This is a genomic window from Sphingomonas guangdongensis (assembly GCF_900199185.1).
GTDB classification, from domain to species: domain Bacteria; phylum Pseudomonadota; class Alphaproteobacteria; order Sphingomonadales; family Sphingomonadaceae; genus Sphingomonas; species Sphingomonas guangdongensis.
In genome coordinates this window covers 1,135,369-1,148,245 of the sequence record NZ_OBMI01000001.1, presented here as the reverse complement: position 1 = coordinate 1,148,245, position 12,877 = coordinate 1,135,369, and the positions used below count along the sequence as shown (strand labels likewise).

Here is a 12,877-nt window from a genome sequence, read left to right as displayed (position 1 = left end):
CGCGCGCTTAGCTCAAGCGGCCGCGCGCGTCATCTCCGCTTCGATCGCGGCCCGCGCCCGTGCGGCAACGCCCTTTCGACCGAGCGGGGCGGGATCGAAGGGCGCGAGGAAGTGCAGCCGGACCGTGAAACTGCCAGGGCGCGCCAACACGCGCAGCGCGTTGTCCTGCCCAGGCTCGTCGCCGACCCAGGCGAGGTCGCGCGCCGCCGCGCCGTAGTCGACATAGACCGGCTGGACGCACAGGCCCGGTGCGGGCGGGTCGATGGCCCCGAGCAGCGCAGCCTTGAACGGCAGCAGGTGGGTGCCGCCGCCGTCGGTGGTCCCTTCCGGAAAGATCGTCACCGGGTGATCGGCGGCGAGCGCCGTGCGGAGCCGGTCGACCTGCCGAGCCACCCCCAGCCGGTCACCGCGATCGACGAACAGCGTGTGGTTCATGCCGCACAGCCAGCCGATCAGGGGCACGTCCTGGAGCTCGCCCTTGGCGACGAAGGCGCTGCCGCTCGCGCCCGCGATCACGAGGATGTCGAGCCAGCTCTGGTGATTGGCGAGGTAGAGGACCGCGCGGCGCTCGGGCAAGCCAATCGGCTCCGCCCGCGCGCCCGCGATCCGGCCAATCAGCCCGAGCAGCCGCCGCGGCCAGGGCGAGCGGCGTCGGAGCAGCCGCCAGGTGCCGTGGAGCAGCAGCGCAGCCAGCAGCGCCGCGACCATCGCCGCCAGCCGCGCTGCGATGCGCAGCGTGGCGGCGGCGGAGCGCCGCTCAGTTCTTGCGATCGAGGCTGACGCCGTAGAGCTCCATGCGGTGATCGACCAGGCGGAAGCCCAGCCGCTCGGCGATCTGCTTCTGAAGCTGCTCGAGCTCGGGATCGACGAACTCGATCACCCGGCCGCTCTCCACGTCGATCAGGTGATCGTGGTGCGCCTCGGGGGCGGGTTCGTAGCGGGCCCGCCCGTCGCCGAAGTCGTGGCGATCCAGGATGCCCGCTTCCTCGAACAGCCGCACCGTGCGGTACACGGTCGCGATCGAGATGCCGGCGTCGATTGCCGAGGCGCGCTCGTACACCTTCTCGACGTCCGGATGGTCCTCCGCCTCCGACAGCACCCGCGCGATCACGCGACGCTGCTCGGTGATCCGCAGGCCCTTCTCCTGACACAGGGCTTCGAGGTCGATGGTGCGCGCCATGGGGAGCGATGTAGTCCGGCGCCGCGCAAGAGAAAAGGGCGACCGACTCGCAACAAGCTACAGCGTGAGCGAGAGCGTCAGCGCGTCGAAGCGCTCGCCCTGCCCGCCGCGGTAATAGTCGCGGCGCGCCCCGACCTGGGTGAAGCCGTGCGCGCGGTACAGCGCGGCGGCGCTGTTGCCGCTGCGCATTTCCAGGTGGACCCGGCCAGCGCCGCGCTCACGCGCGTCGGCGATCACGGCGCGGAGCAGCGCGGTGCCAATCCCCCGCCCGCGCACCTGCGGCCGAACCGCCAGCAGCAGCAGTTCGCCGTCATCCACCACCACCCGCGACAGCGCGAAACCGGCGAGCAACCCGTCCTGGTCGGCCAGCATCAGCGCGACGCCGGGCAGCGCGAGCATTCCCATGCACTGCGCACTCGTCCAGGCCTCCCCGAAGCGGGGATCGAAGGCGTCGGCCATCAGCGCGGCGACCGCGGGCAGGTCGTGGGTTCCGCCCGGGCGCAGGTCGGTTAGGCGGAGCTGGGTGCTCACGCGCGCGGTGCCGCGGGCTTGGCATCGGGCGCGCGGCCGTAGATCGGCCGGACCGGCAGCGCGGCCCGGGCCGCGGGCAGCAGCGCCGCGCGCGCCGCGTCCGGCAGCGCGTCACGCGCGTTCAGCGCCGGATCGAGCGCCTGCAGATAGCGGGCTCCGCTCCCCACCGCAGGGCGCCCATCGAGCACCGCGAGCGCCGCCTCCGGCCTCAGGGAGGCGAGCGGCATCAGGTCGGCCAGCGTGCGGTCGAACGCGTGCATGAACACCTCACCGTGCCCGCCTTCGAGCACGACTGCAATCTCGGCGAGCGCCGGATCGTCGGCAAAGGCTGCGGCGGCGACGAGCGCGGTGGAGGTGTAGCCGCGGACCGGCACGGACCATCCGATGCCGAGGCCGATGGCGGCGGCCAGCCCGACCCGGACGCCGGTGAAGCTGCCCGGTCCGCAATCGACCAGTACCGCCTCCGCCCGGCCCCCGTCCGGCATCGCGGCAATGAGCGGCAGCAGCCGCTCGGCATGGCCGCGCCCCACCACTTCGTGGAAGCCGGCAACCACCCGCCCATCCTCGATCAGCGCACCCGAGCAGGCCGCGGTCGCGGTATCGATGACGAGCGTGCGCACCTGCGTGATCGGTCAGGCGATCCGGTTGAACCGCTCGAACGGGGGCCGCGGCAGGCGATCGTGGACGCTCGCAGGGTCGCCAAAGCCGAGCGTGGCGATGAAGTTGGTCGACACGCCGGGCTGGTCGGCGAAGAACGCCTTGTCGACCGCGCCGCCGTCGAACCCCGACATGGGCCCCACATCAAGGCCGAGCGCGCGCGCCGCGATGATGAAATAGGCGCCTTGCAACGACGAGTTGCGAAAGGCGGAGGCGGCGCGAAGCTCACGATTGCCGTCGAACCAGCTCTTCGCATCGACGTGGGGGAACAGCTCGGGCAGGTGCTCGTGGAAGTTCTCGTCCATGCCGATGATCGCCGTCACCGGCGCCGCCATGATCTTCGGGCCGTTGGTGCCGCTCGCGCACTCGGCAAGCCGCGCCTTGGCCGCGTCGCTCACGCACCAGACGATCCGCGCCGGCAGCTGATTGGCGGAGGTCGGTCCCCACTTCATCAGGTCCCAGACCGCGTGGAGGAGGTCCTCGCCGACCGGCTTGTCGAGATAGTGGTTGGCGGTACGCGCGGTGCGGAAGATCGTGTCGAGCGCGGCGTCGTCGAGCGGCTGACCCATGAATGGCTCCTGATGGTGTCGGCGAACGATCAGACGGCGCGGACTTCCGTCACCTCGGGGACGTAATGGCGCAGCAGCTGCTCGATCCCGTTCTTGAGCGTCGCGGTCGAGGATGGGCAGCCCGAGCAGGCGCCCTGCATCTGCAGATAGACCTTGCCGCGCTCGAACCCGCGATAGACGATGTCGCCGCCGTCGTTCGCGACGGCGGGGCGCACGCGCGTGTCGATCAGCTCGCGGATTTGGGCAACGATGTCGGCGTCGGCCGGATCGTCGGCGAAGCTCTCGGCTGCCGGCACCGCGAAGCCGGCGGATGGCCGATCGTGGAACAGCGGCATATTGGCCGAGAAATGGTCGAGCAGGATGGCGAGCACGTCACCCTTCAGCAGCGACCAGTCGGTACCCGGCGCGGCGGTGACCGACACGAAGTCGCGCCCGAAGAACACGCCGGTCACGTCGCCGAGATCGAAGATCGCCTCCGCCAGCGGCGACGCCGCGGCCTCCTCCGGCGTCGCGAAGTCGCGGGTGCCGCCGTCCATCACCGTGCGGCCGGGCAGGAACTTCAGCGTCGCCGGGTTGGGCGTGGTCTCGGTTTCGATCAGCATGGGCGGCATGTGGCGCGTGCGGGCGGACCGATCAAGCGGGGCCACGAGGAAACGCTTCGTTGGGCAGAAGCGCCGCTTGGCAGCATGGCGCTGGCGGGCGGACGGGGCTTAGCCTAGATAGGGAAGCAATGGCCTTTCTTCCCCGCGCGTTGCGTTCCGCGTTCGCCCTTCCGCTCCTGCTCGCCACAGCGCTGCCCGCGCAGCAGGTCGCCGCCCCTGCTCCGGCTGCTCCCGCACCGTCGCTCGCGATCGATCGCAGTGCGTGGCTGTACAAGGGCAGCGATATCACGCCCGATCCGGACTGGCGATTCGGGACGCTGCCGAACGGGCTGCGCTATGCCGTCCGCAAGAACGGCGTGCCGCCCGGGCAGGTCGCGATCCGGGTCCGCATCGACGCGGGATCGCTGATGGAGCGCGATTCGGAGCGCGGCTTCGCCCACCTCATCGAGCATCTGAGCTTCCGCGGGTCCGAGCACGTGCCCGACGGCGAGGCGAAGCGGGTGTGGCAGCGCATGGGCGTCACCTTCGGCGCGGACAGCAACGCCTCCACCAGCTTCACCCAGACCGTCTACAAGCTCGATCTGCCGATGGCGAACGAGACGAGTCTCGCGGAAAGCATGAAGATTCTGTCCGGCATGATGACGGGCCCGGGCCTCACCCAGGCCGCGCTCGATGCCGAACGGCCGGTGGTGATCGCCGAAGGGCGCGAGCAGCCCAGGCCGCAGGTGCGGCTGGGCGACCTTACCCGCGCGACCTTCTTCGCCGGACAGCCGCTCGCCGAACGCTCGCCGATCGGGACCACGGAGGCGCTGGCCGCCGCAACCTCGGCGTCGGTCACCGCCTTCCACAACCGCTGGTACCGGCCCGAGCGCGCGGTCGTGGTCGTGTCGGGCGACATGGACCCGGCGGTGTTCGAGCGCGAGATCGTCCGCGCGTTCGGCGACTGGAAGGGCGTCGGCCCGGCGGAGAAGGCGCCCGACTTCGGCACGCCGACGCCGCAGAAGACCAACACCGCGGCGCTGGTCGAATCGTCGCTGCCCCCGGTCGTCAGCCTCGCCTACCTCCGTCCCTGGACGGTCGGCGACGACACGGTGATCTTCAACCAGAAGCGGATGATCGACATGGTCGCGATCCGCATCGTCAACCGCCGCCTCGAATCGCGCGCGCGCGCCGGGGGCAGCTTCATCACCGCGTCGGCCGACCTGGAGGACGTGTCCCGCTCCGCCAATGGCACCTTTGTCTCGATCCTGCCGCTCGCCGACGACTGGCAGGCGGCGCTGAAGGACGTCCGCGCCGCCATCGCCGATGCGGTCGCGACCCCGCCGAGCCAGGCGGAGATCGACCGCGAGCTGACCGAGATCCGCGCCAACATGCAGGCGAGCGTCGCCAGCGCCAGAGTCGAGGCGGGCGCCAAGAAGGCCGACGACCTGGTCGAGGCGGTCGACATCAAGGAGACGACCACCACCGCCGCGACCAGCCTCGCGATCTTTCAGGGCGCGGTCGACAAGCGGATGTTCACCCCCGCGGCGGTGCAGTCGTCGGCGAAGGCGGTGTTCTCTGGCGTCGCGGTGCGCGCGGTCGTGAACACCCGCACGCCGGGCGAGAACGTGCCCGCCCAGCTCCAGGCTGCGCTCGATGCCGAGGTGAAGGGCGGCACCGCCGCCAACGCCCGCCTGTCGAAGGTCAGCTTTGACCAGCTGCCGCGGCTCGGCCAGCCGGGCAAGATCGTCGCCCGCACGGTTGCTGTCCCCGACCCCAAGATGGAGCAGATCGACTTCGCAAACGGCGTGCGCCTGCTTCTGTTCGAGAACCCGTCTGAGGCGAGCCGCGTCTACGTGCGCGTCCGCTTCGGCCGGGGCTTGCAGGCACTGCCATCCGACCGCGCCACACCGGCGTTCGCCGGCAACCTCGCGCTGATGGCGAGCGGCGTCGGCAAGCTCGGGCAGGAGGAACTCGACCGGCTGACCGGCGGACGCCGGATCGGGTTCGATTTCAAGATCGACGACGATGCCTTCGTGATGGGCGGCACGACATCGGCCGAGGACCTGACCGACCAGTTGCGCCTGCTCGCCGCCAAGCTTCAGTCGCCGGGCTGGGACCCGAAGCCGGTGGCGCGCGCCCGCGCGGTGCTGCTGACCAGCTATGCCGCGCTCGGCTCCTCCCCCGACGGCGTCCTGACCCGTGACCTCGACCGGCTGATCCACGACGGCGACCCGCGCTGGGGCACGCCGACGCGGGCGGAGATCGAGCAGCTCGACGCGGCCGCGTTCAAGGCATTCTGGTCGCCGCTGCTCGCCAGCGGGCCGATCGAGGTGCAGGTGTTCGGCGACGTGAAGAGCCAGGCCGCGATCGACGCCGTGGCGGCGACCTTTGGCGCGCTGAAGCCGCGCAAGGACGCAGCACCGCTGTCGCCGACCGCTCGCTTCCCCGCGCATGTCGCGCAAGCGGTCACCCGCACCCACACCGGCGCCGATACCCAGGCCGCCGCCGTGATCGCGTGGCCGACCGGCGGCGGTTCGGACACGATCGGCGAGGGCCGCAAGATGGAGGTGCTCGCCGCCATCTTCCGCGATCGCCTGCTCGACAAGCTGCGCTCGGAGGCCGGGGTCAGCTACACGCCCAACGTCGCGGCGAGCTGGCCGACCGGCATGCCCGCCGGCGGGCGGATCATGGCGATCGGCATGGTGCCGCCCGACAAGACGGCGTTCTTCTACGAGCTCGCGCGCGGCATTGCCGCCGACCTGGTCGCGCGACCGGTCGAGCCGGATGAGCTCCGCCGCGCGCTGGTGCCGGTGGTGCAGCTGGTCGCGCGCCTGTCGACCGGCAACCAGTTCTGGCTGGCGCAGACAGAGGGCGGCACGCAGGATCCGAAGCGCCTGGCGGCGATCCAGACCATCGCCACCGACCTGACCAGCATCACGCCGCAGGAGGTGCAGCAGCTCGCGGGCAAGTACCTCCAGCCCAGCCGCGAGTGGTCGCTGGCCGTGGTGCCGGAGAAGCAGGCGCGCTGATCACGGCGGCGGCGCGGGGACCATGCCCCGACGCCGCCGACGCGATCAGAAGGCGTTCTTGTGCGAGAGCACCCGGAACGTCGCGACGATGATCGCCAGGTCACGCCACAGCGACCAGCCGGACACATATTCCAGGTCGGCCTGAAGCCGGTTGGTGAGGTCCGACGTGGTCTCCGTCGCGCCGCGGAAGCCGCGGATCTGCGCAAGGCCGGTCATCCCCGGCTTGACCGCGTGGCGGTGCCAGTAGCGGCCGTCGATGTCCCAGAACAGCTGGTCCTCCGCCTTGCACTCGAGTGGATGCGGGCGCGGGCCGACGATGCTCATGTCGCCGGTCAGCACGTTCAGCACCTGCGGCAGCTCGTCCAGGCTGGTCTTGCGGATGAAGGCGCCGACGCGCGTGATCCGACTGTCGTTGCGCCGGGTAGACGTGCTGCCGGCCAGGTCGCCCTGCGCCACCCGCATGCTGCGGAACTTGTACATGCGGAATACGCGGTTACCGAGCCCGACGCGCGGCTGGCGGAAGAACACCGGTCCCCTGCTGTCGAGCTTCACCGCGAGTGCCGTCGCCGCCATGATCGGCAGGACGACGGGCATGGCGGCGATCACCAGCGAGAGGTCGAGCGCGCGTTTCAGCACCTGATCGGAGAGGGCGAGCGGTGCGCTGGCGACGGCCAGCGTGGTGCCGCCATTGTAGCTGCGCAGTCCGATCGCCCCGATCGCGTCGAGCTCGCCGGCGCGGATCTCGCCGTTGACGTTGGCGCTCTTCAGCGCACTCACCCAGTCGACCCGGCGTTCGGGCGGGCACATCACGATGACGCGGTCCGCGCGCTGGAGGCAGCGGCCGAGCCGGTCGAGCATCGCCGGACTGTCGAGGCGCAGGCCGATGTTGTCGCGGGTCGCGTCGAGCACGATGCTGCCGTGATGAACATCGCCGGCGACGCCGTCGCGGATCACGACCTCGTTGATCGTGACCTCGCCCAGCAGCTTGTGCGCATGGAGCGCGAGCCACGACCGGAAGGTCGCGACCGAGACGATCGCGGCGACCGTGCCGAGGCCGACCACCGCGCGCGACACGCCGCCGACCGCCTGCAGGAAGAAGGCGACTAGGCCGACCAGGCCGATCGCGATGATGAGCGACCCGCAGGCGCGAAACGCGCTCACCTTTGCCCGCGCGATCAGCGCCATGGTGAAGATGTGCTGAGTGAGCCCGATCAGGACGTAGATCGGAACGATCGCCGCCACCGTGTCGCGCGCCTGATTGTCGAGCGGATTGCCGTACCAGACGGTCGCCGCCGCGGCGAAGGAGAGGAAGATGGCGACGACGTCGCCGATGAGCGCGAGGATACGAAGCGCGCGGCGATGCTTGACGCGCCGGGCGAGCGCGTGCACCACCTCGGGCAGTGCCGAGCCGACCTCGTCGGTCAGAACAGGCTTTCCGGCGCCAGGCGAAATCTTCTGGTACTCGGTCACCAGCGCCCCTTCTACTCAGCCGCGCGGGTCTCAACTACTCGATAAATCGCGGCATTGCTGCGCTTGCGAATAGCCGAGCGGTGCCCCGTAGACAATATGGACGGCGGGCGATGATCCCGCGAAAACCACCACTTAGCTAAATCGTTTCGCTGTCAGCATGATTATCATGCGGCCGTTATGGCGTGGGCGGCAGCGGCTAGGTCCCGCATGACGAGCATCGCGACTCGTGACATAGGGCGGTAGATGAGCGGAACGCCGGCAGCCTTCTTCGACCGCGACGGGGTCCTGAACGTCGACCATGGCTATACCTTCGAGATTGATCGGCTGGAGCTGATCAAGGGTGCCGGCGCGGCACTGGCGGCTTGTCGAGCGGCAGGGCTGCTGGTGTTCGTCGTCACGAACCAGTCCGGGATCGCGCGCGGCCTCTATGACGAGTCGGCCCTAGCGACCTTCAACACGGAACTGCGTCGGCGCCTGGCGGTGGACGGCGGCCTGATCGACGACGTTCGCTTCTGCCCCCATCATCCGGATGCCGTGGTGGCGCGCTATCGGCGATCCTGCGACTGTCGCAAGCCCGCACCCGGCATGATCCTCCATCTTGCGGAAGCGTGGAACATCGATCTGACGCGATCGATCATGATCGGTGACAAGCAATCCGACATGGATGCTGCCCGCGCGGCAGGCGTGGCCGGATACCTGTTCGAGGGAGGTGACCTGTTGGCGTTCCTCACTGACGTGCTCGAATCACGAGGACTGCAGGGCGCAAGGCGCCGCGAGGTTTGACCGATCAAGCGTCGCGCAGGAACTCCGGCAGGGTCGTCTCTGCCGATGGCTGGCTGAACAACGCGTGCCGGCCGGCCGTTGCCGCGCTCAGCGGTAGCCAGAAGAACTTCTCGCGTGGCGCAAGGACGTAGACCGGCTTGTTCAGGTGCTCGGCAAGGTGCGCCGTCATGCTGTCGGCGCTGATGACCCGGTCGGCGGCTTTGACCGCCGCGAGAGTCCGTCCGAAGTCGCGCGGCATCACCTCGAGCGGCAGGGATCCGTCGTTCAACTCAGGCAATTCGCCATCCACCGTGTACACGACCGGCTCGAGGCCCTCCTGCCGTGCTTCACTCACCAACGCGCGTAGCAGGTCCAGCGAGAAGCGCCGTTCCGCCTCCCGTGCGCCGGGAAAGATGTGCAGCCGTCGCCCGTGCGGCATAGGGACGGGCGCGTGTGCGGGCAACGTCAGCTTCTCGCCATCGAGGAACAGCGCCCAGGAACGGTAAAGATTGTCGCTCGGCGGAAGCGGACGAGCGGTCCTACCTCCCGCGAGGAAGCGATGGCGGGCATCCATCTCGTCGAACACGAGCACGCGGCCGTTCGCGGTCGAAGCGCGCCGCAATCCGCGCCTGACACCCACTGCACTGCGCAGCACGGCCAGCGGCGAGCGGCTGCGCACCTGGAACAGCGCGGCGGGCCCCGCATCCGGATGGTCCAGGACCGTCGAGCCGAACGGCACATCCAAGACGGCGAGCAGCGGTTGCAGGTGCCGCCCGACAAGCAGGTGGATCCGGTGACGGCACTCCGGGCGGACGCGTGCCAGGCACGTCAACGCAATCACGAGGTCGCCGAACCCCTTGACGCTTACCACGTCAAAGATCGGGTCGGACGAGGGCCGGGGTTGCGTCATGAGCTCCTCTCGTCCGCGCGGGTCCGGTCGCTAGCGCGCGATAGAGGCGAGGTAAATGCCGGTGCGGGGCTATGGCCATGATGCGGCGCTGCCGCTACCCACGCAGCATGCGGGTTGCGCTTACCGGTGCTGACGGCTTCACCGGCCGATACGTGGCAGAGGCGCTGACCGCGGCCGGGGCAACCTGCGTCGCCCTATCGGCCGACCTGCTCGACGGCGCAGCGATTGATCGGGCTGTCGCCGAAACGGATCTCGATCGCGTGATCCACCTCGCGGCCAAGGCCTTCGTCGGGGATGCCGACTGGGTTTCCTTCTACCAGGTCAACCAGCTCGGCACCTACCGCCTGCTGGACGCGATCGCCCGGCATCGGCCGGGCGCTCGGGTGATCATCGCCAGCAGCGCCCAGGTGTACGGCCCCGGCGCGACCGGGCTGATCGCGGAAGGTGCGCCGACCCGCCCGGCGAACCATTACGCGCTCAGCAAACTCGCGGCGGAGTGGGGCGCCGCCCGCTGGAACGATCGGCTGCAGCTGGCGGTGACACGGCCCTTCAACTACACCGGCGTCGGCCAGGGTGATGAATACCTCATCCCCAAGATCGTTGCTCACTTCCGCCGCAGGACCGAGCGCATCGAGCTCGGCAACACCTGGGTGCAGCGCGACTTCGGCGACGTGCGATCGGTGGCGAGCGCCTATGCCGGACTGGTCCTTGCCGATGAGATACCCGACGTCATCAACCTGGCGACGGGCCGTGTGTCGTCGATCGGTGACATCGTGCAGATACTTGAAGGCTTGAGCGGGCATCGCATGGACGTGGCGGTCAACCCCGCCTTTGTGCGCGCGAATGACGTGCCCGTGCTCGGCGGCGACATCGCGCGGCTCCGTGCGACGTTGCCGCATTGGGAAGCGCGCACGCTGGAGGACACGCTGGCGTGGATGTATAACAATGAGCGCACGTCTGAGTAACGTCGGATTGCGCAGCGTTAGGCATACTGTTAGCTGATCCGGAACGCACCTGCGGCCTTGCCGAGGATCGCCGCACGACACCGAGGATCGACATGTCAGTAATCACACAGGCTGAACGCGAGCGACTCGAACTCCACTTCTGGGAACAATCTTCCACCGAGGGAGCGGGCACCTTTTCGATCGACAATCTTCTTAATAAGATGTCCGAAGCGCCGGTGTTCGCCTCCGAGTTAGAGCGGTTTGCTGGTGAATTCAGCCGCGCGAAAACGGTACTCGAACTCGGCGGCGGACAGCTATGGTCTTCGTGTCTGGTGAAGGCCCGCTATCCTGACGCAGAGGTGATCGGTTCAGACATCAGCGCCTCCGGTATCGCTTCTGCGCCGATGTGGGAGAATATCTTCCGGGTTAAGCTAGACGGCAGCTTCGCGTGCACGAGCTACGCTATCCCGATGGATGACCAATCCTGTGACGTGGTGTATGCTTTCCAAGCCGCGCATCACTTTGGTGACCACGCTCGAACGCTAACCGAAGTTTCCCGAATCCTGCGGCCGGGCGGCGTCCTTCTGTATCTCGGTGAGCCCGTCTGTTCGCGACTGACGTATCCGGTGGCTCTGAAGCGGGTCAATCGTATCCGGCCGGAAGTTCACGAAGACTTGCTGATCCTTGACGACATGGAAAAGCTTGCCTCAGCAAACGACATGCAGCTTGATCGATTTGCGAGAGCGGACATCATTCATCCGACCCCCAAGAAAGCTTTCTATTATGCCGCGCTTGATGCGGCACCGATACTACGACGTGTACTGCCAAGCGCGATGAGCCTGCGATTTCGCAAGCGCTGAGCGGATCAAACGCTGCATTTGCAATTAGCCGGATCGTGCACGCTGCTGCTGCACTCGGACATATGCCAAAGCGAGCATGAACCACGGCGGCAGATAACCATATTCGGGCACCGTGAGCATCACCATCGAGAATGTGGCGAGAAGAGTAGCCACTACGGCGAGGCTGTCGTCACCATCCTTCAGAAGAAAGCACGGTGCGAGCATAAGCGCCGAATAGAGGATGACGCCGACAAGCCCGACATTGGCGAGAAGGTTCGACAGCATATCGCCCGATCGCACGGTACCAAATCCGAGTCCGAAGAGCGCCCGAACAGGATTTCCGTCGAACGGCACGGCCGAATGCGTCCAGAAGTATGCCAGACGCTCGTTGCCTGAAATCGTATCGAGCTTTCCAAATGCCAGTGTGTCGAGGACGGTTCGCACGGGATCCGCGGTGGCGTAGAGCAGCGCCAGGGTGAAGATTGCTGCCCCCAGGTAAAGTACCGTCTCCGGCCGTCGCCTCGCCTCGATCCAGGCCATGCCGACGCCAAGGCCGATAACGGCCGTAGTTGACGTCGACAGCGCCAGCGACATCGCCAGAAGCATGAAGATCAGCCACCAGCGACGCCCATAGGCGTACACGGCGAATGGGGTCACGCTTAGCGCGTACATGGACGGCTCGGCCGTAAGGCTTTTCAGCCGCATGTAACCGGCGCCAAACAGGTTCGAAGTCTGCAGCCGACTGCCGGTGACCGACAGGTTCTCGCCTGCTCCTGCCGCGGCTGTTTCTAGATCACCAAAGTTTCGATTGGAGAGAAAGTCCCCATTGATGTGAAACATCGCATAGAATACAAACTCGTAGAAACCATATACGCTAAGTAGCATTATACCGTAGTAAGCGTACTTGAGGAACGATTCCTGCCAATACTTATATACTAGAAAGTAAAATCCTAATGCTGCAAGTAGGTAAACTCCTTGCGTAACATGCGTCTGTCTCAGGTATCCGAAGATGCGCACATCTCTGATGACGGTTAGCCTACTCATATCTGGCTGATCGATAGCGAAGCTGGAGAGGCTCAAAACGAGATATGCAATATAACAAGTTGTAAAGATCGCAAAGAATGACAGGACTTGGAAATACCGTTGATCATTGGCGATGAGGAGGAGCGGACATAGCAGCACGAGCAGATAGGCTGGCGTGCTGCCCTGAACGGGGGTCAGCAGGATGCTCTGGATTGGCGCAACCAGGAGCAGGACCCGGAAGAAGATGCCGGCTACCAGACCGTCGCTGCGGAAGTCGTAGAGCGAGCGGCCGGCAGGACGCGACAGCGTTCTGCCCTGTTCGGCGGTCCAACCCTGTCGCGCGAAATCGGTCATGCACCATCATCGCGTCGGTCGTCGG

13 protein-coding genes are annotated in these 12,877 nt (G+C 67.4%); 4 read left to right on the top strand and 9 right to left on the bottom strand.

Annotated features, from left to right (window positions below; translation table 11 throughout):
* Window positions 1–12 precede the first annotated feature (12 nt).
* The 6 genes from CRO12_RS05605 to CRO12_RS05580 are packed head-to-tail and all read right to left on the bottom strand — an operon-like array spanning window position 13 to window position 3,539.
* Window positions 13–708 carry a lysophospholipid acyltransferase family protein gene (locus tag CRO12_RS05605; protein ID WP_097062958.1) on the bottom strand — a complete coding sequence of 232 codons (696 nt, stop codon included), beginning with the start codon at window positions 706–708 and terminating at the stop codon, window positions 13–15.
* Between the two features lie 49 nt (window positions 709–757).
* Window positions 758–1,180: a Fur family transcriptional regulator gene (locus CRO12_RS05600; RefSeq protein ID WP_097062957.1), complete on the bottom strand. Its 423-nt coding sequence runs from the start codon at window positions 1,178–1,180 to the stop codon at window positions 758–760.
* A gap of 57 nt (window positions 1,181–1,237) precedes the next feature.
* Complete coding sequence (rimI, locus tag CRO12_RS05595) at window positions 1,238–1,711, bottom strand: ribosomal protein S18-alanine N-acetyltransferase (protein WP_097062956.1); 474 nt, start codon at window positions 1,709–1,711, stop codon at window positions 1,238–1,240.
* Window positions 1,708–2,331, bottom strand: a complete 624-nt coding sequence (gene tsaB / locus CRO12_RS05590; RefSeq protein WP_097062955.1) for a tRNA (adenosine(37)-N6)-threonylcarbamoyltransferase complex dimerization subunit type 1 TsaB — start codon at window positions 2,329–2,331, stop codon at window positions 1,708–1,710. Before tsaB ends, rimI begins: the two co-directional genes overlap by 4 nt.
* Before the next feature lie 12 nt (window positions 2,332–2,343).
* Complete coding sequence (locus CRO12_RS05585) at window positions 2,344–2,937, bottom strand: malonic semialdehyde reductase (RefSeq protein WP_097062954.1); 594 nt, start codon at window positions 2,935–2,937, stop codon at window positions 2,344–2,346.
* Between the two features lie 29 nt (window positions 2,938–2,966).
* Window positions 2,967–3,539: a NifU family protein gene (locus CRO12_RS05580; RefSeq protein ID WP_097063372.1), complete on the bottom strand. Its 573-nt coding sequence runs from the start codon at window positions 3,537–3,539 to the stop codon at window positions 2,967–2,969.
* 128 nt (window positions 3,540–3,667) lie between these two features.
* Between CRO12_RS05580 and CRO12_RS05575 the strand changes: the two genes are divergently transcribed.
* Window positions 3,668–6,550 carry a M16 family metallopeptidase gene (locus CRO12_RS05575; protein ID WP_097062953.1) on the top strand — a complete coding sequence of 961 codons (2,883 nt, stop codon included), beginning with the start codon at window positions 3,668–3,670 and terminating at the stop codon, window positions 6,548–6,550.
* Between the two features lie 45 nt (window positions 6,551–6,595).
* Here CRO12_RS05575 and CRO12_RS05570 read toward each other — a convergent pair whose 3' ends face one another.
* The gene (locus CRO12_RS05570) at window positions 6,596–8,020 is read right to left on the bottom strand and encodes a sugar transferase (RefSeq protein WP_097062952.1); all 1,425 of its coding nucleotides are present in this window, start codon (window positions 8,018–8,020) and stop codon (window positions 6,596–6,598) included.
* Window positions 8,021–8,263: 243 nt separating this feature from the next.
* Between CRO12_RS05570 and CRO12_RS05565 the strand changes: the two genes are divergently transcribed.
* Window positions 8,264–8,803 carry an HAD family hydrolase gene (locus CRO12_RS05565; protein WP_097062951.1) on the top strand — a complete coding sequence of 180 codons (540 nt, stop codon included), beginning with the start codon at window positions 8,264–8,266 and terminating at the stop codon, window positions 8,801–8,803.
* Between the two features lie 4 nt (window positions 8,804–8,807).
* Here CRO12_RS05565 and CRO12_RS05560 read toward each other — a convergent pair whose 3' ends face one another.
* A complete protein-coding gene (locus CRO12_RS05560) occupies window positions 8,808–9,692 on the bottom strand; it encodes a glycosyltransferase family 9 protein (protein ID WP_097062950.1) in 885 nt (294 codons plus the stop codon).
* Between the two features lie 107 nt (window positions 9,693–9,799).
* Between CRO12_RS05560 and CRO12_RS05555 the strand changes: the two genes are divergently transcribed.
* Window positions 9,800–10,657, top strand: coding sequence for a GDP-mannose 4,6-dehydratase (locus CRO12_RS05555; RefSeq protein ID WP_218838855.1), 858 nt, complete (start codon window positions 9,800–9,802; stop codon window positions 10,655–10,657).
* A 92-nt stretch (window positions 10,658–10,749) separates the two neighbouring features.
* Window positions 10,750–11,496 carry a class I SAM-dependent methyltransferase gene (locus tag CRO12_RS05550; RefSeq protein ID WP_097062949.1) on the top strand — a complete coding sequence of 249 codons (747 nt, stop codon included), beginning with the start codon at window positions 10,750–10,752 and terminating at the stop codon, window positions 11,494–11,496.
* Between the two features lie 24 nt (window positions 11,497–11,520).
* On the opposite strand, the gene CRO12_RS05545 is transcribed toward CRO12_RS05550, so the two are convergent.
* Complete coding sequence (locus CRO12_RS05545; RefSeq protein ID WP_097062948.1) at window positions 11,521–12,852, bottom strand: hypothetical protein; 1,332 nt, start codon at window positions 12,850–12,852, stop codon at window positions 11,521–11,523.
* Window positions 12,853–12,877: the final 25 nt, after the last annotated feature.

Excerpts from the sequence above, each read along its gene's own strand:
- CRO12_RS05605 (WP_097062958.1), bottom strand. The coding sequence starts at position 708 with ATGGTCGCGGCGCTGCTGGCTGCGCTGCTGCTCCACGGCACCTGGCGG.
- CRO12_RS05600 (WP_097062957.1), bottom strand. The coding sequence starts at position 1,180 with ATGGCGCGCACCATCGACCTCGAAGCCCTGTGTCAGGAGAAGGGCCTG.
- CRO12_RS05585 (WP_097062954.1), bottom strand. The coding sequence starts at position 2,937 with ATGGGTCAGCCGCTCGACGACGCCGCGCTCGACACGATCTTCCGCACC.
- CRO12_RS05580 (WP_097063372.1), bottom strand. The coding sequence starts at position 3,539 with ATGCTGATCGAAACCGAGACCACGCCCAACCCGGCGACGCTGAAGTTC.
- CRO12_RS05575 (WP_097062953.1), top strand. The coding sequence starts at position 3,668 with ATGGCCTTTCTTCCCCGCGCGTTGCGTTCCGCGTTCGCCCTTCCGCTC.
- CRO12_RS05565 (WP_097062951.1), top strand. The coding sequence starts at position 8,264 with ATGAGCGGAACGCCGGCAGCCTTCTTCGACCGCGACGGGGTCCTGAAC.
- CRO12_RS05560 (WP_097062950.1), bottom strand. The coding sequence starts at position 9,692 with ATGACGCAACCCCGGCCCTCGTCCGACCCGATCTTTGACGTGGTAAGC.
- CRO12_RS05555 (WP_218838855.1), top strand. The coding sequence starts at position 9,800 with ATGCGGGTTGCGCTTACCGGTGCTGACGGCTTCACCGGCCGATACGTG.
- CRO12_RS05550 (WP_097062949.1), top strand. The coding sequence starts at position 10,750 with ATGTCAGTAATCACACAGGCTGAACGCGAGCGACTCGAACTCCACTTC.
- CRO12_RS05545 (WP_097062948.1), bottom strand. The coding sequence starts at position 12,852 with ATGACCGATTTCGCGCGACAGGGTTGGACCGCCGAACAGGGCAGAACG.